The organism is Streptomyces sp. NPDC104814 (assembly GCF_055583185.1).
In genome coordinates, this window is sequence record NZ_JBVJOL010000003.1 from 435,629 (window position 1) to 460,594 (window position 24,966).

Here is a 24,966-nt window from a genome sequence, read left to right on the forward strand (position 1 = left end):
AAAGGCGAACTACTGAGGGTGGTGTGACAGTGCGCACGCGTTCGACGTCACACTCCGCAGACTACCGCTCACAGCCCGAAGCGACGCTGGAGGTCGCCCAGCTGTCCGGGAAGGCGCGGTACCCCGGACTGCCCTCCGGCCGGACCGTGCGCCCCGCCTCCCCCGGGTACCCCGGGTTCCGGTGGAACCGCCCCCGTGGCCTGCTCGGCCATGAGTGTCTCGGTCGACTGCAGGAGGACCGTGCCGGCGCCCACGAACTCGAACTGATGCTCCTCTCCGGACACCCCGCCGAGGCCCGTCATCGCACGTAGACCGCCCCATACGCCCGTCAGATACCCGTGGTCGTAGTGATGGCACGGGGACGGGCAGTCGGCCCACCCGACGAGCGCCTGCGGATCCACCCGGATCGGGGGTTCCATGAACACCACCGGCCCGTTAGATGCGGCCACGAACTTTCCGGTTCCGATGAGTGTCAGAAAGCCCGGCACGATCGACTGCTTGAGCGAAAGAGTTGGCTGAAAAGCGAGCAGGTTGCCGGAGCGAATGGTCAGATTGCCGTCATCCAGGTCGTAGGAGTTGACATCGAAGGCCCGGTCGGCCAGCAGCATCTTGCCCGAGCCCGCCGCCACCACCCAGTCGCTCGCGTGCAGAGGCGAATGGAACGAGGTACGCACCAGACGCTCCAGCCGGCCGTGCCCGATGCCGTTGAACTCGATCGCCCCGTAGTAGGCGATCATCTTCCCCTTCTGCAGGAACCACTGGCTCCCCTTGAGCTCCACGCAGAAGGTGTACGCGTTGACGTTGTCGTCGGCGGGCAGGGTCGACGGGTCGTGCACGACCGGGCCGGCGCCGCCGTAGGGGGTGCTCACAGCTTCTCCTCCGAGGCCTGGACGTAGACCGCACCGCTGCCGCTCAGCTCCAGCTGGAACGCCTCGCCGGAGCCGCGGCCCACCATGTCCCGCCAGCCGAGGGCGGTGGACAGCTTGTTGCGCACGTCGCCGTGGTGGGCGACGTAGGCCTGCGGGTCGACGTGCACGGGCCGCTGCGGGGTGATCGGGATCTCGAAGACGCCGCCGTGTGCCATCACGGCGACCGCGCCGTGTCCCTTGAGCGTCGTGGTGAACAGTCCCTGGCCGCTGACCTGGCCCCGGACCATGCCCATGACGCCGCCCTGTGCGCCCAGGAACACCGTGCCCTGCGTCAGGGTGCCCTCGAAGGCGAGCAGCCGGTCGGCCTCCACGTAGAGCGTGTCGCCGGTGAGGTGGATGAGCTGGACGTGGTGGCCGCCGTGCCCGAACAGCACGGTGCCGCTGCCCTCCACGGTCATCAGCGGGGTCGCCTCGTTCGCGATCCGCCGCCCGATCATCGACATGACCCCGCCCTGGCCGCCCTGGACGTTGGGCGTGAAGCTCACCTCGCCCCGGTAGGCGAGCATCGCGCCGCGCTGGCTGTACAGCCGCTGTCCCGGCCCCACGGTCGCCTCGACCATCTTGGAGTTGATCTCACGGAAGGCCATCTCAGACGTCCCCCGCGATCGTGTTGCGCTCGCTCGGCTGCACGTACACCAGTCCGTCCCCCTCGAAGCGGATCTGGAAGGCCTCGCCGCCGCCCTCGCCCATCAGCGTGCGGAAGGTCACACCGGACTGGAAGGACTGGCGCAGGCTGCCCTGGTGGGCGACGTAGGCGCCCGGGTCGACGCTCAGCGGGTACTGCGGCGACACCCGCAGCACCACCGCCGGGCCGTCGGAGGTGATCGCCGCCTGCCCGTGCCCCTCGACCGTGGTCGTGAACAGACCGTTGCCCTGCGAGGCCCCGCGCAGCCCCGTGAAGGTCGTGCCCGTCCGCAGGCCGGCGTCGGTCGCGAGCAGATTGCTGGACTCGACGTACAGCGTGTCCCCCTGGAGGGTCACCAGGTTGATCTCCGACGCGCGGTCGGCGAACCAGCAGGTCCCCTGCCCCCTCACCTCCATCACCGTCATCTGCTCGCCGGTGAGCCGCCGGGTCACCATGCCCCGCAGGCCCTCACCGCCGCCCGTCATCTTCTTGAACGCCATCTGCCCGTCGTACGCGACCATCGAGCCGTTCTTCGCCTTCACGGCGTCCCCGGTCATGTCGACGGCGAGCACCTTGCTGCCTTGCAGTCGGAACATCGCCACGCAAGGAAAGTAGCGGGCGGGCGGACGGAGAGGACAGCACCCGTGGGTGGAGAGCGACCCTGAGCGGACCCCTACGGGGGCGGTTTGCCACAATGGGGGAACGCTTGTGCGTGCGTTCACAAACGGCAGCCGCAACTCCCGACCGAAGGTGACCCGTGGACATCAAGACCGCCACCGCCCTCCGCCGCCTCCGACTGGTCTCCGCACCCGAGGCCGTGTCCTTCCTGATCCTGCTCGTCTGCTCGGTGCTGAAGCGGACCACGGACTTCGACGCCGTGCCGGTCATGGGCATGGTCCACGGCGTGCTGTTCGTCCTGTACGTGCTCTTCTGGGCGGACGCCTGGAACCGGGCCAAGTGGCCGCTGAAGACCGCCGCGCTCTACTTCGTGCTCTCGGTCCTGCCCACCGGCGGCTTCTTCGCCGAGCGCAAGCTGCGCCGCGAGGCCGAGGACGCCGTCATCGCCGCCCGCGCCCGCCAGGAAGGCGTGGTGAACGCGTGATCGTCGCCTTCTCCGTGACGCCCCTCGGCGTCGGCGAGGACGTGGGGGAGTACGTCGCCGACGCCGTCCGCGTGGTCCGCGAGTCCGGGCTGCCCAACCGCACCGACGCCATGTTCACCTCCGTCGAGGGCGAGTGGGACGAGGTCATGGACGTCGTCAAGCGCGCCGTCGCCGCCGTCGAGGCACGCGCCCCGCGCGTCTCCGTGGTCCTCAAGGCGGACATCCGCCCCGGTGTGAGCGACGGCCTCACCTCCAAGGTGGAGACGGTCGAGCGGCACCTGGCCGCCGAGTAGTCCCTCAGGTCCCGCCCGCCGCCGGCGCCATCCCCAGCGGGGTCCGCTCGTACAGCACCTGATGGCCGTAGCGCCGCGCCACCAGCCCGGCGTCGCGCAGCGCCGGCAGAGAGCGGCTGGTGCGGGACGTGCCCGAGGAGCTGCGCGGGCGGGCGATCGGCCCGGGGCCGCCGGACGCACCGGGAGACGCCCGCGGGGGAACGACCGAAGGGCGAGACAGGGCTGACCGCCATATGACCGGCGGGTAGGGTCTCGTGACGTGCCGAAGCCTCTCAGCCTTCCGTTCGACCCCATCGCCCGCGCCGACGAGCTGTGGAAGCAGCGCTGGGGCAATGTCCCGGCCATGGCCGCGATCACGTCGATCATGCGCGCGCAACAGATCCTGCTGTCCGAGGTGGACGCGGTGGTCAAGCCGTACGGGCTGACGTTCGCGCGCTACGAGGCGCTGGTGCTGCTCACCTTCTCCAAGGAGGGCGAGCTGCCGATGTCCAAGATCGGGGAGCGCCTCATGGTGCACCCGACGTCCGTGACGAACACGGTGGACCGCCTGGTCAGGTCCGGTCTGGTGGCCAAGCGGCCCAACCCCAACGACGGCCGCGGCACGCTCGCCTCCATCACCGCCAAGGGCCGCGAGGTCGTCGAGGCCGCCACCCGCGACCTGATGGCGATGGACTTCGGCCTCGGCGCCTACGACGCGGAGGAGTGCGGCGAGATCTTCGCCCTGCTGCGCCCGCTGCGGATCGCGGCGAAGGACTTCGAGGGGGAGTGACACGGGGCACCTGACCCCGGGCAAGATCTCCCACAACGGGCGGTTACGCTCGAAGCCATGAAGAAGAGCGTGCTGACCCGCTACCGCGTCATGGCCTACGTCACCGGCGTGCTGCTGGTCCTGCTGACCCTCGGCTGCGTCGCCAAGTACGGCATCCACATGGACGGGGCCGACAGCTTCGTCCGGGCCGTCGGCATCGCGCACGGCTGGCTGTACGTCATCTACCTGATCTTCGCGTTCGACCTCGGTTCCAAGGCGAAGTGGCCGGTCGGCAAGCAGCTGTGGGTGCTGATCGCCGGCACCATCCCGACGGCCGCCTTCTTCGTCGAGCGCAAGGTCAGCCGCGAGCTCGAGGCCAAGGCCGACGCTCCGGCCCCCGCGGCCGCCAAGGCCTGACACGGCCGTCCGTCCGGCTCCGGCCGCCACCGCCGTACACCTGTACGGCGGTCAGCCATCGACATTTACTAGGACGTCCTAGTAAATTCGAGAGCATGGACGCTGACGCCATCGAGGAAGGCCGCCGACGCTGGCAGGCCCGGTACGACGCCGCACGCAAGCGCGACGCTGACTTCACCACGCTCTCCGGCGACCCCGTGGAGCCGGCGTACGGCCCCCGGCCGGGGGACACGTACGAGGGCTTCGAGCGGATCGGCTGGCCCGGGGAGTACCCCTTCACGCGCGGGCTGTACCCGACCGGCTACCGAGGGCGGACGTGGACCATCCGGCAGTTCGCCGGGTTCGGCAACGCCGAGCAGACCAACGAGCGCTACAAGATGATCCTCGGCAACGGCGGCGGGGGCCTGTCCGTCGCCTTCGACATGCCGACGCTCATGGGCCGCGACTCCGACGACCCCCGCTCGCTCGGCGAGGTCGGGCACTGCGGTGTCGCCATCGACTCCGCCGCCGACATGGAGGTGCTGTTCAAGGACATCCCGCTCGGGGACGTCACCACCTCCATGACCATCAGCGGCCCCGCCGTGCCCGTCTTCTGCATGTACCTGGTGGCCGCCGAGCGGCAGGGCGTCGATCCGGGGGTGCTCAACGGCACGCTCCAGACCGACATCTTCAAGGAGTACATCGCCCAGAAGGAGTGGCTCTTCCAGCCCGAGCCCCATCTGCGCCTCATCGGCGACCTGATGGAGTACACCAGCGCGAAGATCCCCGCCTACAAGCCGCTGTCCGTCTCCGGCTACCACATCCGCGAGGCCGGCGCGACGGCCGCGCAGGAGCTGGCGTACACACTCGCGGACGGCTTCGGCTACGTGGAGCTGGGGCTCTCGCGCGGGCTGGACGTGGACGTGTTCGCGCCGGGCCTGTCCTTCTTCTTCGACGCGCACGTCGATTTCTTCGAGGAGATCGCCAAGTTCCGCGCGGCGCGCAGGATCTGGGCGCGCTGGATGCGGGACGTGTACGGCGCGAAGAGCGAGAAGTCGCAGTGGCTGCGCTTCCACACGCAGACCGCCGGTGTCTCGCTGACCGCCCAGCAGCCGTACAACAACGTCGTGCGTACGGCCGTGGAGGCGCTCGCCGCGGTCCTCGGCGGCACCAACTCGCTGCACACCAACGCCCTCGACGAGACCCTCGCGCTGCCGAGCGAGCAGGCCGCCGAGATCGCGCTGCGCACCCAGCAGGTGCTGATGGAGGAGACCGGGGTGGCCAACGTGGCCGACCCGCTGGGCGGTTCGTGGTACATCGAGCAGCTCACCGACCGGATCGAGGCCGACGCCGAGAAGATCTTCGACCAGATCAAGGAGCGGGGTCTGCGGGCGCACCCGGACGGGCAGCACCCGATCGGGCCGATCACCTCCGGCATCCTGCGCGGGATCGAGGACGGCTGGTTCACCGGCGAGATCGCGGAGTCCGCCTTCCGCTACCAGCAGGCGCTGGAGAAGGGCGAGAAGCGGGTCGTGGGCGTCAACGTCCACACCGGATCGGTCACCGGGGACCTGGAGATCCTGCGGGTGAGCCACGAGGTGGAGCGCGAGCAGGTGCGGGTGCTCGCCGAGCGCAAGACGGCCCGGGACGAGTCCGCGGTGCGTGCGGCGCTGGACGGCATGCTCGCCGCGGCCCGCTCCGGCGCGAACATGATCGAGCCGATGCTCGACGCCGTGCGCGCCGAGGCGACGCTGGGCGAGATCTGCGGGGTCCTGCGGGACGAGTGGGGGGTGTACACCGAGCCGGCGGGCTTCTAGGGGGCGGGGCGGCCCCCCTGAGAGGGGCGTTGCCGGCACCCCCTAGCCCGCCGACTCCTTCAGCCCCATCAGCAGGACGCGGGTGAAGCTGCGGACCCATTCCTCGTCCGCCGGTTCCGCGCTGAACAGGGTGCGGTGGACCACCGCGCCCGCCACCACGTCGAAGATGAGGTCGGCCGTACGGGCTGCCTCCCGGGCATCGGTCTCGGGGGGCAGCTCGCCGCGTCGCTGGGCGCGGGCGCGGCCCTCCAGGACCAGCCGTTTCTGGCGCTCCACGACGGACTCGCGGATGCGCAGCCGCAGGGCGTCGTCCCGGGTCGACTCCGCCACCACCGCCATCAGGCCGCTCTTGGCCTCCGGGCGGGCGAGGATCGCGGCGAACTGGAGCACCACGCCCTCGATGTCGGCGGCCAGGCTGCCGCTGTCGGGCAGCCGGAGCTCGTCGAAGAGTTCCGCGACCGCGTCGACCACCAGTTCGTTCTTGCCCGACCAGCGGCGGTACAGGGTCGTTTTGGCCACTCCGGCGCGGGTGGCCACGTCTCCCAACGTCAGTTTGGACCAGCCCAGTTCGACCAGCGCCTCGCGCGTCGCCGCCAGGATCGCGGCGTCCGCGGCGGCACTGCGCGGACGGCCGGGGCGGGCGGCGGGGGAGCGGCTCGGCATACGTCGACCATATCCGGCCGTTCCGGCGCCGTCGTGAGGGAGATCACCGGGGGGTGGTGTCGCACGGGACCCCGTTGGCATTACGCTACGACTCGTAGCGAAAGCTCGTGAGGGACGTACACGGGCGACGACCACCGGCGCGTGGGTGGGGACCCGGCGCCGACCAGGAGACATCCGCCGGTCCGGCTCCGTACACATCGGGCGGGCCCGGCTTTTCACATCGTTTTTCACGCAGGCACCTGGACGGGGGAGGATAGACGCATGCAGCCACGGAACATGTCCATGAGCGGCGTCGTCGACCTCGCCGCGGTGAAGGCGGCCCAGGAGGCCAAGGCCAAGGCCGAGCAGGCGCGCGCGGAAGCGGCGCGGCAGGGCGGGACGGGTGCCGTCTCCCCCGCCGACCTCGTCATCGACGTCGATGAGGCCGGATTCGAGCGGGATGTCGTGCAGCGGTCGGCCGAGGTGCCGGTCGTCATCGACTTCTGGGCCGAGTGGTGTCAGCCCTGCAAGCAGCTGAGCCCGCTGCTCGAGCGCCTGACCGTCGAGTACAACGGCCGGCTCGTCCTCGCCAAGATCGACGTCGACGCCAACCAGATGCTGATGCAGCAGTTCGGCATCCAGGGAATCCCGGCCGTCTTCGCCGTCGTCGCCGGTCAGGCGCTGCCGCTCTTCCAGGGAGCGGCCGGCGAGGAGCAGATCCGCGAGACCTTCGAGCAGCTGGTGGCCGTCGCCGAGCAGCGCTTCGGCATCACCGGTCTGACCGTCGACCCCGAGGCCGAGCCGGGCGGCGCGTCCGTCGCGGCGCCGGCCGAGGGGCCCTACGACGCCGCGCTGAACGCCGCCGCGCAGGCGCTGGACGCGGGCGACATGGCCGGGGCGATCCGGGCGTACCAGAACGTACTGGCCGACGACCCGGCCCACCCGGAGGCCAAACTGGGCCTGGCCCAGGCGGAGTTGCTCCAGCGGGTGCAGCACCTCGACCCGCAGCAGGTCCGCAAGGACGCCGCCGAGAAGCCGGCGGACGTGCAGGCGCAGATCGCGGCCGCCGACCTGGATCTGGTGGGCGGTCACGTCGAGGACGCCTTCGGGCGTCTGGTCGACACGGTGCAGCGCACGGTGGGCGACGACCGCGAGGCCGTACGGCTGCGGCTGCTGGAGCTGTTCGAGGTCGTCGGGGCCGACGATCCGCGGGTGACCGCGGCGCGGCGGGCGCTGGCGCGGGCCCTGTTCTGAGCCGCGCGAGGACCCGTCCCCCGACCAGTCGGTAAACGCCCGGGCATGTGATGCCCGGGTGAAAAGTTCGCCGAGACGCCTCCACCGCGGCCGCGCTTTACCAAATCTTGGTAATCGCGGCCGCTGTTACTGCGAGTAAGTCCAGGCAGTGGTTCTGTCGGATTCTGTCCAGCGATCAACGGTTTTGTCCCCGCACCTGGAGCCACCCTGCGTCGCCGCCCGAGACCTCTGGGTCGCCGGGCGGTGATCCGGCCGTTACTAGCGAGTAACGAACCCCCTTGTGTCGGCGGCGAGAATGCACCACGATCGGCGACGCTCGGTCCATTCCCGCAGCCCGACAGCCAATCGGGTCACGGGACTTCCTGGGTCCCCACCGAGCAGAGCCGGCGGCAGTGGCGCCGGTTCTTGGACAGGGGGGTCTTCGCCTGGGCGAAGCCTGTCCGGCAAGGTTGTGCGTGATGCGTGTCAGGCGCGACCAGTGGTTGTCGCTCGGGGGTGATCGCCGGTGATTCGGGCGCGTACCAGCGCCGCCGAGCGCGGGCGCTCCTTCCCGAGGACGTAGCACTTCTCCCATCCCTGCCCGGTGAGCCGCCGTCAAGGGGGCCAGGTGGTCAGGAGATGTACGTCCGAGAAGGAGGAAATATGGAGTCCCAGGTGCGTGGCGGGACCAGATGGAAGCGGTTCGCTGTGGTCATGGTGCCCAGCGTGGCCGCCACGGCTGCCATAGGCGTCGCCCTGGCGCAGGGCGCGCTGGCCGCGTCGTTCAGTGTGTCGGGGCAGTCGTTCAAGGTCACCGCCGACGAACTGCACGGTGACGGTTTCGAGCAGTACGGCGCGATCGACAGCGGGTACACCCTCAGCGGTGAGAAGACGATCCACCCGGTGGCGGTGTCGGGCTTCAAGTCCGCGACCATCAAGAACCTGTGCCAGTCCGTCGTCACGCCGAACATCCCGCTGCTCGGGTCGGTCACCCTGACCCTGTCGGCGGGCGACAGCGACGACAAGAAGAAGCAGGTCTCGGCGGACCGCCTGTACATCGACGTCGCCGACCTCGAGACCACCGGCGGAGCCGTGTTCCACGGCCTCGACATCGGTGTCCCGGCGGGCGAGACCGGCGCCGACAAGGGCGGCAAGGGTCCCGGCATGGCGGGCGGCAAGGAGCAGTCCAACCCGTACGGGTTCGCGCAGCAGGCCACGGGCGCCGACCTGTACGGCGTGCGGCAGACGGCGTGGGCGACCACGGCCGGAACCTTCACGCTGCCCGGTCTGAAGATGAAGCTGCAGACGGGCACCCACGAGTGCTACTAGGCATCGGGTGACGGGCGGGGGGAGCCTTCAGGCGCCTCCCGCCCCTCCGCTCCCGGGCCTTGTGCACACCTGCTCCACGCAGACGCACACCCCCCACACCCGCACCACATCCCCACCACAGCGATGCCGCACCAGGGAGCTGTTTTCCTATGAGCGCCGAGACTTCTGCCGTACCCGGCCAGTTCACCCGCCGGAGGCTGCAGTTCCGCGCCTGGCGGGGCACCCGGCCGTTCTGGGCCGGACTGTTCGTCATGCTCGGTGGCTTTCCGATCATGTACTTCCCGTACGCACACCTGCAGGTGGGCCACCTGACGCTGGCCATGGCCACGACCGCCGGGGCCGGCTCGCTGATCATCGGTGTGCTGCTGGTCGTCCTGGGCATCAGCCTGTGGTTCCAGAAGCACATCCGCGTCTTCGCGGGCGTCGCCTCGATCCTGCTCGCGCTGGTGTCGATCCCCGTGTCCAACTTCGGCGGCTTCGTCGTGGGCTTCCTGTTCGCGCTGATCGGCGGGGCCATGGCCGTGTCGTGGGCGCCGGGCGCCGCGCCCAAGGACGGGCAGGCCGTGGACGCCGGCACCGACGGTGCTCCCGAGCCCGGTTACGAGCAGACGCCGGACGGGGCGGGCGAACCGAACGATCTGTCAGGAACGAGCCCGGGCAACGGGGCGAACGGGAGGCACAGTGCCGGCTGACGAGGTGACCCACGGGACTGACGCCGAGGCGTTCCGTGGGAGAACCGGCCCGCGTCATGCGGCCCCCAGGAAGCCTCTGTTCACCAGGTTCCACATGCCGGCCGGCCGCGCGATAGCCAGCGTGGCGATGCCCACGGCGGTCCTGATCGGCATGGGGTTCACGGCGTCCCTCGCCGTGGCCGACAACAACCCGGCGTCGTCGAAGATGGCCGACGAGTACAAGGACTGCGTCGCCGCCCTCGCGAAGGACGGCACGGACGCCTCCGCCACCCCGTCGCCCTCCGCCTCCGCCTCCGCGAGCAAGGACGCCACCGGCGGCGCGCAGGACGGCAAGGACGGGGCGAGCCCGAGCGCGTCGGCCGGCGGGAAGACCTCCGGCCCGGCCGGCTCCGGCAAGGACACGACCTCTTCGCCGGATTCAGGTTCCGGCGACAAGGCCGAGCCCACGCCGTCGGCCTCCGCCTCCACGGCCCCGAAGAGCGGGTCCAGCGCCTCGGTGCCGGCCCCGTCGCCGTCCGCCACGGACAAGAACCTGCTCCAGGACATCGGCGACGCGCTCGACGGTCTGCTCGGCGGCGGCCAGAAGAACTCGCCCTCGCCCACCGCCACGCCGTCCGCCTCCCCGTCGCCCTCCGCCGACCAGTCCACCGGCACGGTCAAGGACACGACCGACAAGGTGACCGGCACCGTCAAGGACACGACCGACAAGGTCACCGGGACGGTCAAGGACACCACGGACAAGGCGGCCGGCACGGTCGAGGACACCACCGGCAAGGTGACCGACGCGGCCAAGGACGCCACCGACGCGGCGCAGAAGGCGGCCGACCAGGCCACCGCGTCGCCCGGTCCTTCGGCCGGCTCCACCACCGACCCCAAGGACTGCAAGGCCGCCACCGACGCCCAGGGCGGCGTCGACAACAAGGTGCCGGTGGCGAACGACCCCTGGTACCTCCAGGCCAGTTCGCTGCTGCTGAAGAGCGCGGACTACCAGGGCGTGGTCGAGGTCAAGACCGCCTCGGGCACCACCAAGAAGGTGCTGAAGTACGTCATCTCCGGCGGCACCGACATCGGCGACCTGCACCAGACGGTGAAGGACAAGGACTCCGGCAAGACCTACCACGTCCAGGCCGGCAAGGGCACCACGTCCACCATCCGTGACGGCGAGACGGTGATGTACACCGAGTCGATCTCCGGCAACCTCTTCGGCCTGATCCCGATCACGTTCAGCCCGGACAACCCGCCGCCGCTGAACATCCCGCTGATCTACTTCACCAACGTGAAGGTGGTCCAGGCCGCCCAGTTCGGCGGCACGCTCACGGTGCCCGGCATGCACCTGTACACCACCGACTGAGCCTCCTCCGAGAGCCGCACGGACACCGAGGGCGCCCCCTGTCGCAGGGGGCGCCCTCGGTGCTGTGCGGTGACTGCCGTGCGGTCAGTCGCGGCCCGCGAAGCCCAGGTGGTGGACGCGGACCATGTTGGTGGTGCCGGGGACGCCGGGCGGGGAGCCGGCCGTGATGACGACGACGTCGCCCTCGTTGAAGCGGCCGAGCTTGACCACTTCCTGGTCGACCAGCTCGACCATTTCGTCGGTGCTGTTGACGAACGGCACCACGTGCGGCTCGACGCCCCAGCTGAGCGTCATCTGGTTGCGCGTGTTCTCGTCCGTGGTGAACGCGATGATCGGCTGCGTCGCGCGGTAGCGGCTCAGCCGGCGGGCCGTGTCACCGGACTGGGTGAAGGCGATCAGGCCCTTGCCGCCGAGGAAGTCGGCGATCTCGCAGGCCGCACGGGCCACCGAACCGCCCTGCGTGCGCGGCTTCTTGCCCGGCACCAGCGGCTGCAGGCCCTTGCTCAGCAGCTCCTGCTCGGCCGCTGCGACGATCTTCGACATCGTCTTGACGGTCTCGATCGGGTACGCGCCCACGCTGGACTCCGCCGACAGCATGACCGCGTCCGCGCCGTCCAGGATCGCGTTGGCCACGTCGGAGGCCTCGGCGCGGGTCGGACGGGAGTTGGTGATCATCGACTCCATCATCTGGGTCGCCACGATCACCGGCTTGGCGTTGCGCCGGCACAGCTCGATCAGGCGCTTCTGCACCATGGGGACCTTCTCGAGCGGGTACTCGACGGCCAGGTCGCCACGGGCGACCATCACGCCGTCGAACGCCATCACGACGTCCTCCATGTTCTGCACCGCCTGCGGCTTCTCCACCTTGGCGATGACCGGGACCCGGCGGCCCTCCTCGTCCATGATCCGGTGGACGTCGTTGACGTCCTTGGCGTCCCGGACGAAGGACAGCGCGACCAGGTCGCAGCCCATGCGCAGCGCGAAGCGCAGGTCCTCGATGTCCTTCTCGCTCAGCGCGGGCACGTTCACGGCCGCGCCGGGCAGGTTGATGCCCTTGTGGTCGGAGACCACGCCGCCCTCGATGACGATCGTCCGCACCCGCGGACCCTCGACCTCGACGACCTTCAGCTCGACGTTGCCGTCGTTGATCAGGATCTGGTCGCCCTTGGCCACATCGCCGGGCAGACCCTTGTAGGTCGTGCCGCAGATCTGCTTGTCGCCCGGGACGTCCTCGGTCGTGATGACGAACTCGTCACCGCGCTCCAGCTCGACCGGACCCTCGGCGAAGGTCTCCAGACGGATCTTCGGACCCTGCAGGTCGGCGAGGACGCCGATGGCCCGGCCGGCCTCCTTCTGCGCGGCACGCAGGCGGTCGTACCGGCCCTGGTGCTCGGCGTGGGTGCCGTGGCTGAAGTTGAAGCGGGCCACGTTCATGCCGGCTTCGATCAGCGAGACGAGCTGCTCGTGGGAGTCGACCGCGGGGCCGAGAGTACAAACGATTTTCGAACGGCGCATGGGGCGATCCTATCGGTTTGTTTCGCTCCGGAATATTCCGTCTGGCGGAAAGTACAAATGAGTGCCCGAATGCTCAGGTGCGCTCAGTTGTTCTTTACGACCAGTGCGTAGGTCTGCGTCGCGATCTCCAGTTCTTCATCCGTCGGCACCACCGCGACCGCCACCCGCGCGCCCTGCGGGGAGATCAGCCGCGGCGCGTCGCCGCGCACCGCGTTCAGCTCGTCGTCGACCGCCAGGCCCAGGCTCTCCAGGCCCTCGACCGCCGCCTGGCGCACCGGTGCCGCGTTCTCCCCGACGCCGGCGGTGAAGGCGACCGCGTCGACCGTGCCGAGCACGGCGTAATAGGCGCCGATGTACTTCTTCAGACGGTGAATGTAAATGTCGAAGGCGAGTCGCGCCTGCTCGTCGCCCTCGTCGATCCGGCGCCGGATCTCCCGCATGTCGTTGTCGCCGCACAGACCGAACAGACCGCTCCTCTTGTTGAGGAGAGTGTCGATCTCGTCCATGGACATTCCGCCGACACGAGCCAAATGGAAGATGACGGCCGGGTCGAGATCACCGGAACGCGTACCCATCACCAGCCCCTCCAAAGGCGTCAGCCCCATGGAGGTGTCCACACAGGTACCGCCCCGCACGGCCGACGCGGACGCGCCGTTGCCCAGGTGCAGCACGATCACGTTCACCTCTTCGGGTGCCTTGCCCAGCAACTGTGCCGTAGCCCGGGAGACGTACGCGTGCGAGGTGCCGTGGAAGCCGTAGCGGCGGATGCGGTGGCGGTCGGCGATCTTCGGGTCGAGGGCGTAGCGCGCGGCGGACTCCGGCATGGTCGTGTGGAACGCCGTGTCGAACACGGCGACCTGCGGCAGGTCCGGGCGCAGCGCCCGCGCGGTACGGATGCCGGTGAGGTTGGCCGGGTTGTGCAGCGGCGCGACCGGGATCAGCCGCTCGATCTCGGCGATCACCTCGTCGTCGATGACGGTGGGCTCGGTGAAGAACATCCCGCCGTGCACCACCCGGTGCCCGATCGCGGCCAGCTCCGGGGAGTCGAGCCCGAGGCCGTCCTTGGCCAGCTCCTCCGCCACGGCCTTCAGCGAGGCGTCGTGGTCGGCGATCGGGCCGTTGAACTCACGGCTCGCGCCGTCGCCGGTGAGCGGCGTGTGCTTGAGGCGCGAGGTCTGCTCGCCGATGCGCTCGACCAGGCCCGCCGCCAGCCGGCTCTCGTCGCGCATGTCGAGCAGCTGGTACTTCACCGACGAGGAGCCGGAGTTGAGGACGAGGATGCGGGTGCCGGTCACTGCTGGGGAGCCTTTTCTACGGAGGACAGGGCGGGGGACGGGGTGTGGGACTGGGCCTGGATCGCCGTGATGGCGACGGTGTTGACGATGTCCTGGACGAGCGCGCCCCGGGACAGGTCGTTGACGGGCTTGTTCAGGCCCTGCAGCACCGGGCCGACCGCGATCGCGCCGGCCGAGCGCTGCACGGCCTTGTAGGTGTTGTTGCCGGTGTTCAGGTCGGGGAAGATCAGCACGCTGGCCTGCCCGGCGACCTCCGAGCCCGGCAGCTTGGTCGCGGCGACCGACGGCTCCACGGCGGCGTCGTACTGGATCGGCCCCTCGATCTTCAGGTCCGGGCGGCGCAGCCGGGCCAGTTCCGTCGCCTCGCGCACCTTGTCGACGTCGGCGCCGACGCCGGAGGTGCCGGTGGAGTACGACAGCATCGCGATCCGCGGCTCGACGCCGAACTGCGCGGCCGTGACGGCCGACTGCATCGCGATGTCGGCGAGCTGCTCGGCGTTCGGGTCCGGGTTGACCGCGCAGTCGCCGTAGACGAGCACCTTGTCGGCCAGGCACATGAAGAACACCGACGACACGATCGAGGTGTCCGGCCTGGTCTTGATGATCTCGAAGGCGGGACGGATGGTCGCCGCGGTCGAGTGCACCGAGCCGGACACCATGCCGTCGGCCAGGCCCTCGGCCACCATCAGCGTGCCGAAGTAGTTCACGTCGGAGACGACGTCGTAGGCCAGTTCCACGGTGACGCCCTTGTGGGCGCGCAGGGCCGCGTACTTCTCGGCGAACGCGTCGCGCAGTTCGCTGGTGGCCGGGTCGATCAGCTGCGAGTCGCCGAGGTCGATCCCGAGGTCGGCTGCCTTCTTGCGGATCTGGTCGACCGGACCGAGCAGCGTCAGGTCGCACACGCCCCGGCGCAGCAGCACCTCGGCCGCGTGCAGCACACGCTCCTCGGTGCCCTCCGGCAGCACCACCCGGCGCCGGTCGGCGCGCGCCCGCTCCAGCAGCGTGTGCTCGAACATCATCGGCGTGACCCGGTCGCTGCTCGGCGCCGAGACCCGCTTGTTGAGGCCGGCGGTGTCGACGTAGCGCTCGAACAGGCCGAGCGCCCGCTCCGCCTTGCGCGGGGTGGCCGCGTTCAGCTTGCCCTCCAGGGAGAACAGCTGGGCGGCGGTGGGGAAGCTGTTGCCGGACACCGACAGCACCGGCGTGCCCGGGGCGAGGCGCGCGGCGAGCGTGAGGATGTCCTCGCCCGGGACCTCGTTCAGGGTGAGCAGCACCCCGGCTATCGGCGGGGTGCCGGCGCTGTGCGCGGCCAGCGAGCCGACGACCAGGTCGGCACGGTCCCCGGGGGTGACGACCAGACAGCCCGGGGTCAGGGCGGCGAGGAAGTTCGGCAGCATCGCGCCGCCGAAGACGAAGTCCAGCGCGTCGCGGGCGAGCCCCGAGTCGTCGCCGAGCAGCACCTTGGCGTCCAGCGCGTGGGCGATCTGGGAGACCGTCGGCGCGGACAGCGCGGGCTCGTCGGGGACGACGTAGCAGGGCACCGGCAGCCGCCCGGTGAGCCGTTCGGCGATCGCGTCGCGCTCCTCGCGGGCGACCCGGTTGGTGACCATCGCGAGCACGTCGCAGCCCAGGCCGTCGTAGGCCCGGTAGGCGTTGCGCGTCTCGGCCAGCACCGACTCCGCGGCCTGCCCCCGGCCGCCCACGACCGGGATGACGGACGCGCCGAACTCGTTGGCCAGGCGCGCGTTCAGCGACAGCTCGTCGGGCAGCTGGGTGTCGGCGAAGTCGGTGCCGAGGACCAGGACGACGTCGTAGTCGCGGGCGACCAGATGGAAACGGTCGACGAGCGCCGCGACCAGCTCGTCGGTGCCGCGCTCCGCCTGCAGCGCGGACGCCTCGTCGTACCCCATGCCGTAGACGGTCGCCGGGTCCTGGGAGAGCCGGTAACGGGCGCGCAGCAGCTCGAACAGCCGGTCCGGCCCGTCGTGGACGAGCGGGCGGAAGACGCCGACCCGGTCCACCTGCCGGGTCAAGAGTTCCATGACCCCCAGCTCCACGACCTGGCGGCCGTCGCCGCGGTCGATACCGGTCACGTACACGCTGCGCGTCACGTGTGCTCTCCGTTTCGTCTGTGAGGGGGTGAGGTCGGGCGAGGTGCGGTCCGCGGGGGCTTCGTCCCGCGTACACCACCGTGTACAAAAATCGCCCACGGGGGTGAGCGGAACCCTCTTGACAATACCCCTGGGCGCAGATAAGGCGCCCGTCAAGACGTTCCGCTGGTCAGCGACGTGGAACAATCGGGAGGAGGCTCACAGGTACCCACAGCGAGCAGGAGACACAGCACGATGCGCATCGGAGTCCTCACCGCAGGCGGCGACTGCCCCGGCCTGAACGCCGTCATCCGATCGGTCGTGCACCGGGCGGTGGACAACTACGGCGACGAGGTCATCGGCTTCGAGGACGGTTACGCCGGCCTGCTCGACGGCCGCTACCGCGGTCTCGACCTGAACGCGGTCAGCGGCATCCTCGCCCGCGGCGGCACGATCCTCGGCTCCTCCCGTCTCGAGCGCGACCGGCTGCGCGAGGCCTGCTCGCGGGCCACCGACATGGTCGCGGAGTTCGGCATCGACGCCCTCATCCCGATCGGCGGCGAGGGCACGCTGACCGCGGCGCGCATGCTCGGCGACGCCGGCCTGCCCGTCGTCGGCGTCCCGAAGACGATCGACAACGACATCTCCTCCACGGACCGCACCTTCGGCTTCGACACCGCCGTCGGCGTCGCCACCGAGGCGATGGACCGCTTGAAGTCCACGGCCGAGTCCCACCAGCGCGTGATGGTCGTCGAGGTCATGGGCCGGCACGCCGGCTGGATCGCCCTGGAGTCCGGCATGGCCGCCGGCGCGCACGGCATCTGCCTGCCCGAACGCCCCTTCGACCCGGCCGACCTGGTGAAGATGGTCGAGGAGCGCTTCTCCCGCGGCAAGAAGTTCGCCGTCGTCTGCGTCGCCGAGGGCGCCCACCCGGCCGACGGCACGATGGACTACGGCAAGGGCGAGATCGACCAGTTCGGCCACGAGCGTTTCCAGGGCATCGGCACCGCCCTCGCGCACGAGCTGGAGCGGCGCCTCGGCAAGGAGGCCCGGCCGGTGATCCTCGGCCACGTCCAGCGCGGCGGCACGCCGACGGCGTACGACCGGGTGCTCGCCACCCGCTTCGGCTGGCACGCGGTCGAGGCCGCGCACCGCGGCGAGTTCGGCAAGATGACCGCACTGCGCGGCACCGACATCGTGATGGTGCCGCTCGCCGAGGCCGTGACCGAGCTGAAGACGGTCCCGAAGGACCGGATGGACGAGGCGGAGTCGGTCTTCTAGCAAGAGGCGCCCCGTGTGCGGGGCACCCGCCCGCTAGTGCTGCGACCGGATCGCAGCACTAGCCGGTTCTCTTGCGCACCGCGGTCCAGAAGTGGTCCACGATGTCGTCGAGGAAGGCGCGGCCCGAGTCGCTGGAGTCGCTGCTGCCGCCGCCCCAGCTGAGGGTGGCGGCCATATGGCCCTGATAGTCCTCGTGCAGCTCCTGCAGGACCTCCTCCAGGATGTCCTTCTCCAGTGGTGCGATCTTGGCGACCGGGCGCACGTACCCCTGCCAGCGGGTGCTCGCCGCGCTGCGCAACATCTCGGCCAGGCGCTTCTCGCGCCCCGTGACCGCCACGAAGTCCGGCAGGGACAGCCGGAGGACGTCGGCGAGCGCCACCGACTGGCGTTCGTTGCCGCGCCAGTCCCCACTCTCCTCCATCCGCAGATACGCGCGCACGTCGACGCCCACCTCCCGGGCGACGTCCTCCGGCGCGATCCCGCGGGCCATGCGGTGCTCGCGCAGGGTGCGCGGCCGGGCGATGAGCTCGCCCGGCGCACACCACAGGACCCCTGCCAGCGCGGTCAGCTCGGTGCTGCTGGGGCTGGTGATGCCGCGTTCCCAGGCGATCACGAGGTCCGGGGTGACGTACGGCAGCCCGTAGGACATCCGCATGCCGTGGGCGACATGCTCGGGCCCCATGCCGAGGGCGGCGCGCAGCCGCCGGGCGGCCAGGGCGTCGAACGGGGGGCCGGGCTGGTTCGAGGGAGCAGAGGGATGGCGCACTCGCCACAACATAGAGCGGCACTCAAGGCGTGACTACGGTGGGTTTCGCCAGGATCACGGATTGTAGGAACCTACGTTTCCGTAGGTTTACCGTTTGCGGCACGTGTCACCCCTTGACCGTTCCCGCCAGGGCGGCCGAAGAACCCCCGGTGAGCGTGCGCACCGGTTTCGACGTTCGCCGTATCAGGGCGGCCGCCGCCGGCCCCGGCGTGTTCTGGCCGAGCGGCGACGACACCGCCGCGTGTGCGGGATCGACTCCCGGCTCTCACCGCCGGCGCACCCACTGGTACACCAACTCCGGCCGGCCGACCGTGCCGTACTGCGGTCGGCGCTCCGCGCGGCCGGTGTCCACCAGGTGCTCCAGGTAGCGCCGGGCGGTGATCCGGGAGATGCCCACCGCCTCGGCCAGGGCGGTGGCCGTCAGGCCCTCGGCGCCGTCGCGCAGGGCCACCGTCACCCGCTCCAGCGTGGGGCCGCTCAGACCCTTCGGCAGCGACGCCGGGCCCGGTGCGCGCAGCACCGCCAGGGCGCGGTCCACCTCGTCCTGGCCGCTCGCCTCGCCCGCCGCCGCGTGGAACTCGGCGTAGCGCACCAGGCGGTCACGCAGCGTGGCGAACGTGAAGGGCTTCAGCACGTACTGGACCACGCCGAGCGAGACGCCCTCACGGACGACCGCCAGGTCCCGCGCCGACGTCACCGCGATGACGTCCGCGTGGTGGCCGGCCGCGCGCAGCGTGCGGGCCAGCTGGAGTCCGTGCACGTCCGGCAGGTGCAGGTCGAGCAGGAGCAGGTCCACCGGGGAGCGGTCCAGGAAGCGGCGGGCCTCGGCGCCGGTGTGCGCCTTGCCGACGGCGACGAAGCCCGGCACCCGGCCGACGTACATGACATGCGCGTCCGCGGCGACCGGGTCGTCCTCGACGACCAGTACCCGGATCGGCGGCCGCGCGGCTTCCGTCACGTCACCGGTGCTGCCGCTGCCCGCGCCCTCGCTCATGCCTCGCCTCTCGTCGCCGCGCCCAGCCGCAGCGGCAGTCGTGCCTCGAACTCCGCGCCGCCGCCCGGTGCCTGGCGCACCGTCAGCGTGCCGTCGTGCCGGTGCACGGTCTGGTGCACCAGCGCCAGGCCCAGGCCGCGGCCGCCCGGTCCCGACGGCTTGGTGGAGAAGCCGCGCTGGAAGACCAGTCCGGCGTGCGCGGGGTCCACTCCGGGGCCGGTGTCCGCCACCCGCAGCACCAGCTCGGAGCCGTCGGAGGTGTCGGACCAGGCCGTCACCGTCACCCGCGGCGCCACCGAGCCCTGCGCCGCGTCCACCGCGTTGTCGATGAGGTTGCCGAGGATCGTCACCAGGTCCCGGGCGGACAGGGACGCGGGCAGCAGACCGTCGTCCAGCCGGCTGTCCGGCGACACCACCAGCTCCACGCCCCGCTCGTTCGCCTGGGCCGTCTTGCCCAGCAGCAGCGCGGCCAGCACCGGTTCGCTCACCGCGGCCACCACCTGGTCGGTCAGGGCCTGCGCCAGCTCCAGCTCCGCCGTGGCGAAGTCCACCGCCTCCTCGGCCCGGCCCAGCTCGATCAGCGAGACGACGGTGTGCAGCCGGTTGGCGGCCTCGTGCGCCTGGGAGCGCAGCGCCTGGGTGAAGCCCCGCTCGGAGTCCAGCTCGCCGGTCAGCGACTGGAGTTCCGTGACGTCCCGCAGGGTCACGATCGTGCCGCGCCGCTCCCCGCCCGACACCGGCGAGGTGTTCACGACGATCACCCGCTCCGCCGTCAGATGCACCTCGTCCACCCGCGGCTCGGACGCCAGCAGCGCGCCCGTGAGCGGCGCGGGCAGCCCCAGTTCCGTCACCGGCAGGCCCACCACGTCCCCGCTCACCCCCAGCAGCTCCCGTCCGCCGTCGTTGACCAGCGCCACACGGTACTGCCCGTCGAGCAGCAGCAGCCCCTCGCGTACGGCGTGCAGCGCGGCCTCGTGGTAGGCGTGCATGCGGCTCAGCTCGGCCGCGTTCATGCCGTGGGTGTGCCGGCGCAGCCGGGCGTTGATCACATACGTGCCGATCGCGCCGAGCGCCAGCACCCCGGCCGCGACGCCGAGCAGCGCGGTCACCTGGTCCTGCACCCGCGCGCTGATCGCCTCCACCCGGATCCCGGCGCTGACCAGGGCGACGATCCGCTTGTCGTCGTCCTCGACGGGGGTGACCGCGCGGACCGAGGGGCCGAGGGTGCCGGTGTAGGTCTCGGTGAACGTCTCGCCGCGCAGGGCGCGCGCGGTGTTGCCGAGGAAGGGCTTGCCGATCTGGTTCGGGTCGGGGTGGGTCCAGCGGATGCCCCGCGGGTTCATGATCGTGACGAAGTCGACGTCGGTGTCCCGCATGATCCGCAGCGCGTACGGCTGGAGCTGGGCCGTCGGGTCGGGGCCGCGGACCGCGGAGCGCACCGACGGCGCGTCGGCCACCGACCGGGCCACCGCCGTGGCCTGCCGGCCGGCCGCCTGCTCGGCCTGGCTGCGGTCGCTGACGTAACTGAACAGCGCGTACCCGGCCACCACGAGCGCAAGCAGGACGGCCTGCATGGCGAACAGCTGGCCCGCCAGGCTGCGGGGTCTCGGCAGGGTGAGGCGCATGCCGTCAGTCTGCCTCTCCGTCCGGTGGTGGGCTAAACGCTCCGTCGGTGAACTCAATGAACGGAAGGGTGACCGCCCTCACAGCGGCGGGAGATAGTCACGGCAATCCCCAAAACGCCCGGACGTGAGCCGCACGCCGGTGATGCCGACGAAGACGTCAAGGAGGGCAGCCGTGGCCGCCAGCACATCCCCAACGGCACCTGCCGCGCCCGCTGTGAAGCGGGACCGCACCCACTACCTGTACATCGCGGTGATCGTCGCGGTCGCCCTCGGCATCGTCGTCGGGCTGGCCGCGCCCGGCTTCGCGGTCGAGCTGAAGCCCATCGGCACGGGCTTCGTGAACCTGATCAAGATGATGATCTCGCCGATCATCTTCTGCACGATCGTGCTGGGCATCGGCTCGGTCCGCAAGGCCGCCAAGGTCGGCGCGGTCGGCGGCATCGCCCTCGCCTACTTCCTGGTGATGTCGCTGGTCGCCCTCGCGATCGGCCTGGTTGTCGGCAACATCCTCGAGCCCGGCTCCAGCCTCGCGGTCACCGACGCGGTCAAGAGCGTCGGGCACGCGCAGGTCGACGCCGAGGCCAAGGACACCACCACCTTCCTGCTCGGGATCATCCCGACCACGATCGTCTCCGCCTTCACCGAGGGCCAGGTGCTGCAGACCCTGCTGGTCGCGCTGCTGTGCGGGTTCGCGCTGCAGGCCATGGGCGCGGCCGGGCAGCCGGTGCTGCGCGGTGTCGAGCACATCCAGCGGCTGGTCTTCCGCGTCCTGGCGATGGTCATGTGGGCGGCGCCGGTCGGCGCGTTCGGCGCGATGGCCGCGGTCGTCGGCTCGGCGGGCGTGGACGCGCTGAAGTCGCTGGCCGTGCTGATGCTCGGCTTCTACCTCACCTGCGCGCTGTTCGTCTTCGTCGTCCTCGGGGCGCTGCTGCGGATCGTCGCCGGGCTCAACGTCTTCACGTTCTTCAAGTACCTGGGCCGTGAGTTCCTGCTGATCCTGTCCACCTCCTCCTCCGAGTCCGCGCTGCCGCGGCTGATCGCGAAGATGGAGCACCTCGGCGTCAGCAAGCCCGTCGTCGGCATCACCGTTCCGACCGGGTACTCCTTCAACCTCGACGGCACCATGATCTACATGACCATGGCCTCGCTGTTCATCGCCGACGCCATGGGTACGCCGATGTCGGTCGGCGAGCAGATCCCGCTGCTGCTGTTCCTGCTGGTCGCGTCCAAGGGCGCGGCGGGCGTCACCGGCGCGGGCCTGGCCACGCTGGCCGGTGGTCTGCAGTCGCACAAGCCGGCGCTGGTGGACGGCATCGGCCTGATCGTCGGCATCGACCGCTTCATGAGCGAGGCCCGCGCGCTGACGAACTTCGCGGGCAACGCGGTGGCGACGGTGCTGGTGGGGACGTGGACGAAGGAGATCGACACGGTGCGCGTCCGCGCGGTGCTGGCGGGTGAAATCCCGTTCGACGAGACGACGTTGCTGGACGACGCGGGTGCCGTCCCCGCGCAGGAGAAGGAGTTGGCCACCGCCTAGCGCCGAGGGGGTGCGGGTCGTCCCGCGAGTGGGCGCGTCGTGGCTGGTCGCGCCCGCGCGGCGGAGCCGCACAGGGATACCGCCCCGCGCCCCTTGCCGGCACCTCCGTGCCGTATCCGACCTGGGCACCCGGCATCGCCTGAACCTTTGCCGGGTGCCCTTCGCGTTTTTCAGGTGTCCGCCGCCAGCTTTCCCACCAGAACCGCCGCCTTCGCCGCCGGCACTCCCGCCGCCGTCAGGACCGTGACCGCCGCCGCGCGGCCCGCCTCCGAGGGCGGGACCAGGGCGTCGTTCACGGCCTCCATCAGGGCGAAGAGGATCTGTTCGTGGACGTAGGCGAGGGCCGGGGCCGGCAGCGCCGAGGCGAAGACGCCGGCGTCCAGGCCCTGCTGGAGCAGCCGGACGCTGTTCTCGCGGACCGGGGTGAGGCGTTCGCGGATGCCCTGCATGGTGACCGTGCGCTGGGCGAGTGCGACGAGCAGCCGGTAGCGGTCGGCGATCTCCCACACCGCGAGCACCGAGCGGGCCACGGCCTCGGCCGGGTCGTCCACCCCTTCGCGGCCCCCGGCGTGCGCGGCCGCCAGCGACTGCACCGCCTCGTCCACCAGTGTGCCGATCAGCGCCTCCCGGCTCGGGAAATGCCCGTACACCGTGCGCCGCACGACTCCGGCGGCGCGCGCGATCTGGTCCATGGAGGCGTCGGGGTCGCGCAGCAGCTCCGCGAGGGCGACGTCGAGGATGCGGCGCCGGTTGGCGTCGGCGCGGCTGTTACCCGTGGTCATGGCAGTCATTCTGCCCTCCTCCCGTACGCGGGTCTCCGGCGACTTGCACAGCGATGCGCAGTGGTGCGCCCCTCGATTTGCACAGCGATGTGCAACGGACGTACATTGCACATGGTTGTGCAAATGCACTCCGCTGTGCAAGTTTCGACGTCGAGGAAGGCGATCCCTGCCATGCGACTCGTGATGAACGAACCGGTCGAGAGGATGGAGGGCCCCTACCGCCGGCGCTGGTGGGCACTCCTCGTCCTCTGCCTGAGCCTGCTGGTCATCGTGATGGCGAACACCGCCCTCACGGTCGCCGCGCCCGACATGACCCGTGACCTCGGGCTCTCCAGCGCCGACCTGCAGTGGGTCATCGACGGCTACACCGTCCCGTACGCCGCGCTGATGCTGCTGCTCGGCGCGATCGGCGACAAGTACAGCCGCCGCGGAGCGCTCGTGCTCGGGCTCGTCGTCTTCGGCGGCGGCGCGGTCGCCGGCTATCTCGCCGGCAGTTCCACGGCGGTCATCGCAGCCCGTGCCGTGATGGGCGTCGGCGCGGCCCTGATCATGCCGGCCACGCTGTCGCTGCTGGCCGCGACCTTCCCGCGGGGCGAGCGCGCCAAGGCGATCACCTTGTGGACCGCCACCGCCGGGCTCGCCATCGCCGCCGGACCGGTCGTCGCCGGCGCGCTGCTGCGCGACCACGGCTGGTCCTCGACCTTCCTGATCAACGTGCCCATCGCGGCCGTCGCGATCGTCGCCGCCTTCGTCCTGATCCCGCCGTCCAAGGCGGGTCACCACGACCGCATCGACTACGTCGGCGGTCTGCTGTCGGTGATCTGGACCGGCGCGCTCGTCTACATGATCATCGAGGGGCCGCACTTCGGCTGGGGCGCCAAGGCCGTCACCGCCGCGGTCGTGGCCGGCGTCGCCCTGATCGCCTTCGTCCTGTGGGAGCTGCGCCACCCGCGCCCGATCCTGGACGTGCGCCGCTTCACCGAGCGCCGCTTCGCCGGCTCCAACCTCGCCGTCGCCCTGTTCTTCCTGGCCGTCTTCGGCGCCTTCTACTACCTCACCCAGCACCTGCAGTTCGTCCTCGGCTACGACGCCCTGGACACCGGCGTGCGGATGCTGCCGCTGGCCGGCGCGGTCTTCGCCGGCTCGGCGCTCACCGGGTACCTCACCCCGCGGGTCGGCATGAAGTGGACGGTGAGCGCGGGCATGGTCGGCGGCACGGCCGCGCTGGCCCTGCTGACCCGGATCGACGCGGGATCGTCGTACGGCGACTTCGTGGCGCCCCTGATCATCCTGGGCCTCGCGATCGGCCTCGCGCTCTCGCCCTGCACCGACGCCATCATGGGCTCCTTCCCGGAGGCCGAACTGGGCGTGGGCGGCGCGGTGAACGACACCTCGCTGGAGCTGGGCGGCTCGCTCGGCATCGCGATCCTCGGCTCCCTGCTCGCCACCTCCTACTCCGACCACCTCGCCGACGCCACGAAGGGCGGCAAGCTGCCCGCCGACGCCCTCGCCACCGCGCAGGACTCCGTCGGCGCCGGGTACGCCGTCGCGCAGGGCATCGGCGACAAGGCCCGCGCGCTGGCCGAGCAGGCGGCGCACGCGAGCAGCCCGCAGCAGGCCGCGCAGCTCAAGGCGCAGGCGCAGCAACTCGCCGAGGGTGCCGGGCAGATGAGCCACGCCGTCGGCTCCTCGTTCGCCGACGCGGTCGCCCACACCAGCCTGGTCGGCGCGGTGATCCTCGGTGTCGGCACGGTGCTCGTCGCGGTGCTGCTGCCGCGCCGGGACAAGGCGGACGCGGAGCAGCCGGCCGACGAGAAGGAAGCGCAGCTCAGCAAGGCGGGCTGAGCGACTCTCACCGAACTCTTAACCGCCTCGACTAGCGTGCCGCGCCGATCACCAGGCGCGGCACGCCCGCGCAGTACAG

Annotated in this window: 23 protein-coding genes and 2 pseudogenes; 12 read left to right on the forward strand and 13 right to left on the reverse strand. The window is 70.8% G+C overall.

The window, feature by feature from the left end; all coding sequences use genetic code 11:
* Nucleotides 1-68: 68 nt before the first annotated feature.
* The 3 genes from ACZ64A_RS15135 to ACZ64A_RS15145 are packed head-to-tail and all read right to left on the reverse strand — an operon-like array spanning nucleotide 69 to nucleotide 2,150.
* On the reverse strand, nucleotides 69-869 hold the full coding sequence (locus ACZ64A_RS15135) for an AIM24 family protein (RefSeq protein ID WP_469810659.1): 801 nt from the start codon (nucleotides 867-869) through the stop codon (nucleotides 69-71).
* A complete protein-coding gene (locus tag ACZ64A_RS15140; RefSeq protein WP_469810660.1) occupies nucleotides 866-1,516 on the reverse strand; it encodes an AIM24 family protein in 651 nt (216 codons plus the stop codon). The genes ACZ64A_RS15135 and ACZ64A_RS15140 overlap by 4 nt, the downstream gene beginning before the upstream one ends.
* A 1-nt stretch (nucleotide 1,517) precedes the next feature.
* A complete protein-coding gene (locus ACZ64A_RS15145; protein WP_469810835.1) occupies nucleotides 1,518-2,150 on the reverse strand; it encodes an AIM24 family protein in 633 nt (210 codons plus the stop codon).
* A gap of 161 nt (nucleotides 2,151-2,311) precedes the next feature.
* On the opposite strand from ACZ64A_RS15145, the gene ACZ64A_RS15150 reads away from it, so the two are divergent.
* Nucleotides 2,312-2,656 carry a DUF3817 domain-containing protein gene (locus ACZ64A_RS15150; RefSeq protein ID WP_469810662.1) on the forward strand — a complete coding sequence of 115 codons (345 nt, stop codon included), beginning with the start codon at nucleotides 2,312-2,314 and terminating at the stop codon, nucleotides 2,654-2,656.
* Nucleotides 2,653-2,949: an MTH1187 family thiamine-binding protein gene (locus ACZ64A_RS15155; protein ID WP_469810663.1), complete on the forward strand. Its 297-nt coding sequence runs from the start codon at nucleotides 2,653-2,655 to the stop codon at nucleotides 2,947-2,949. The genes ACZ64A_RS15150 and ACZ64A_RS15155 overlap by 4 nt, the downstream gene beginning before the upstream one ends.
* Nucleotides 2,950-2,953: 4 nt before the next feature.
* On the opposite strand, the pseudogene ACZ64A_RS15160 reads toward ACZ64A_RS15155, so the two are convergent.
* Nucleotides 2,954-3,058, reverse strand: a pseudogene (locus tag ACZ64A_RS15160) (transcriptional regulator); the annotation flags it as partial.
* Nucleotides 3,059-3,208: 150 nt separating this feature from the next.
* Between ACZ64A_RS15160 and ACZ64A_RS15165 the strand changes: the two are divergent.
* The 3 genes from ACZ64A_RS15165 (at nucleotide 3,209) to ACZ64A_RS15175 (ending at nucleotide 5,910) form a co-directional block, all read left to right on the forward strand.
* A complete protein-coding gene (locus ACZ64A_RS15165; protein WP_469810664.1) occupies nucleotides 3,209-3,718 on the forward strand; it encodes a MarR family winged helix-turn-helix transcriptional regulator in 510 nt (169 codons plus the stop codon).
* Between the two features lie 57 nt (nucleotides 3,719-3,775).
* Nucleotides 3,776-4,114 (forward strand): DUF3817 domain-containing protein, encoded by a 339-nt coding sequence (locus ACZ64A_RS15170; RefSeq protein ID WP_469810665.1) that lies wholly within the window; start codon nucleotides 3,776-3,778, stop codon nucleotides 4,112-4,114.
* Between the two features lie 95 nt (nucleotides 4,115-4,209).
* Nucleotides 4,210-5,910, forward strand: a complete 1,701-nt coding sequence (locus ACZ64A_RS15175; protein WP_469810666.1) for an acyl-CoA mutase large subunit family protein — start codon at nucleotides 4,210-4,212, stop codon at nucleotides 5,908-5,910.
* 42 nt (nucleotides 5,911-5,952) lie between these two features.
* Here ACZ64A_RS15175 and ACZ64A_RS15180 read toward each other — a convergent pair whose 3' ends face one another.
* Nucleotides 5,953-6,573 carry a TetR/AcrR family transcriptional regulator gene (locus ACZ64A_RS15180; RefSeq protein ID WP_469810668.1) on the reverse strand — a complete coding sequence of 207 codons (621 nt, stop codon included), beginning with the start codon at nucleotides 6,571-6,573 and terminating at the stop codon, nucleotides 5,953-5,955.
* Between the two features lie 261 nt (nucleotides 6,574-6,834).
* Here ACZ64A_RS15180 and ACZ64A_RS15185 point away from each other — a divergent pair, with 261 nt between their 5' ends.
* From ACZ64A_RS15185 to ACZ64A_RS15200, 4 genes are all read left to right on the forward strand, one after another.
* Entirely contained in the window at nucleotides 6,835-7,806 is a 972-nt protein-coding gene (locus tag ACZ64A_RS15185; protein ID WP_469810669.1) for a tetratricopeptide repeat protein, read from the forward strand.
* A 642-nt stretch (nucleotides 7,807-8,448) separates the two neighbouring features.
* Nucleotides 8,449-9,114: a DUF6230 family protein gene (locus tag ACZ64A_RS15190; protein WP_469810670.1), complete on the forward strand. Its 666-nt coding sequence runs from the start codon at nucleotides 8,449-8,451 to the stop codon at nucleotides 9,112-9,114.
* A gap of 149 nt (nucleotides 9,115-9,263) precedes the next feature.
* On the forward strand, nucleotides 9,264-9,806 hold the full coding sequence (locus tag ACZ64A_RS15195) for a DUF6114 domain-containing protein (protein WP_469810672.1): 543 nt from the start codon (nucleotides 9,264-9,266) through the stop codon (nucleotides 9,804-9,806).
* Nucleotides 9,796-11,157 (forward strand): hypothetical protein, encoded by a 1,362-nt coding sequence (locus ACZ64A_RS15200; protein WP_469810673.1) that lies wholly within the window; start codon nucleotides 9,796-9,798, stop codon nucleotides 11,155-11,157. The genes ACZ64A_RS15195 and ACZ64A_RS15200 overlap by 11 nt, the downstream gene beginning before the upstream one ends.
* A gap of 84 nt (nucleotides 11,158-11,241) precedes the next feature.
* Here the strand turns inward: ACZ64A_RS15200 and pyk are convergent, their stop codons facing one another.
* From pyk to pta, 3 genes are all read right to left on the reverse strand, one after another.
* Nucleotides 11,242-12,672, reverse strand: a complete 1,431-nt coding sequence (pyk, locus tag ACZ64A_RS15205) for a pyruvate kinase (RefSeq protein WP_469810674.1) — start codon at nucleotides 12,670-12,672, stop codon at nucleotides 11,242-11,244.
* An 83-nt stretch (nucleotides 12,673-12,755) separates the two neighbouring features.
* Nucleotides 12,756-13,967, reverse strand: coding sequence for an acetate kinase (locus ACZ64A_RS15210; protein ID WP_469810676.1), 1,212 nt, complete (start codon nucleotides 13,965-13,967; stop codon nucleotides 12,756-12,758).
* Nucleotides 13,964-16,078, reverse strand: coding sequence for a phosphate acetyltransferase (gene pta / locus ACZ64A_RS15215; protein ID WP_469810677.1), 2,115 nt, complete (start codon nucleotides 16,076-16,078; stop codon nucleotides 13,964-13,966). The genes ACZ64A_RS15210 and pta overlap by 4 nt, the downstream gene beginning before the upstream one ends.
* Nucleotides 16,079-16,312: 234 nt before the next feature.
* On the opposite strand from pta, the gene ACZ64A_RS15220 reads away from it, so the two are divergent.
* Complete coding sequence (locus tag ACZ64A_RS15220; protein ID WP_469810678.1) at nucleotides 16,313-17,338, forward strand: ATP-dependent 6-phosphofructokinase; 1,026 nt, start codon at nucleotides 16,313-16,315, stop codon at nucleotides 17,336-17,338.
* A 58-nt stretch (nucleotides 17,339-17,396) separates the two neighbouring features.
* On the opposite strand, the gene ACZ64A_RS15225 is transcribed toward ACZ64A_RS15220, so the two are convergent.
* From ACZ64A_RS15225 to ACZ64A_RS15240, 4 genes and pseudogenes are all read right to left on the reverse strand, one after another.
* A complete protein-coding gene (locus tag ACZ64A_RS15225; RefSeq protein WP_469810680.1) occupies nucleotides 17,397-18,104 on the reverse strand; it encodes a helix-turn-helix domain-containing protein in 708 nt (235 codons plus the stop codon).
* 142 nt (nucleotides 18,105-18,246) lie between these two features.
* Nucleotides 18,247-18,339: pseudogene (locus tag ACZ64A_RS15230) on the reverse strand (sugar ABC transporter permease); the annotation flags it as partial.
* A 30-nt stretch (nucleotides 18,340-18,369) separates the two neighbouring features.
* Nucleotides 18,370-19,098 (reverse strand): response regulator, encoded by a 729-nt coding sequence (locus ACZ64A_RS15235; RefSeq protein WP_469810681.1) that lies wholly within the window; start codon nucleotides 19,096-19,098, stop codon nucleotides 18,370-18,372.
* Nucleotides 19,095-20,723: a sensor histidine kinase gene (locus tag ACZ64A_RS15240; RefSeq protein WP_469810682.1), complete on the reverse strand. Its 1,629-nt coding sequence runs from the start codon at nucleotides 20,721-20,723 to the stop codon at nucleotides 19,095-19,097. Before ACZ64A_RS15240 ends, ACZ64A_RS15235 begins: the two co-directional genes overlap by 4 nt.
* A 142-nt stretch (nucleotides 20,724-20,865) precedes the next feature.
* Here ACZ64A_RS15240 and ACZ64A_RS15245 point away from each other — a divergent pair, with 142 nt between their 5' ends.
* On the forward strand, nucleotides 20,866-22,260 hold the full coding sequence (locus ACZ64A_RS15245) for a cation:dicarboxylate symporter family transporter (RefSeq protein WP_469810836.1): 1,395 nt from the start codon (nucleotides 20,866-20,868) through the stop codon (nucleotides 22,258-22,260).
* A gap of 170 nt (nucleotides 22,261-22,430) precedes the next feature.
* On the opposite strand, the gene ACZ64A_RS15250 is transcribed toward ACZ64A_RS15245, so the two are convergent.
* Nucleotides 22,431-23,051, reverse strand: coding sequence for a TetR/AcrR family transcriptional regulator (locus ACZ64A_RS15250; protein ID WP_469810683.1), 621 nt, complete (start codon nucleotides 23,049-23,051; stop codon nucleotides 22,431-22,433).
* A 162-nt stretch (nucleotides 23,052-23,213) separates the two neighbouring features.
* Between ACZ64A_RS15250 and ACZ64A_RS15255 the strand changes: the two genes are divergently transcribed.
* Nucleotides 23,214-24,887, forward strand: a complete 1,674-nt coding sequence (locus tag ACZ64A_RS15255) for an MFS transporter (protein ID WP_469810684.1) — start codon at nucleotides 23,214-23,216, stop codon at nucleotides 24,885-24,887.
* The last annotated feature ends 79 nt before the right edge of the window (nucleotides 24,888-24,966 follow it).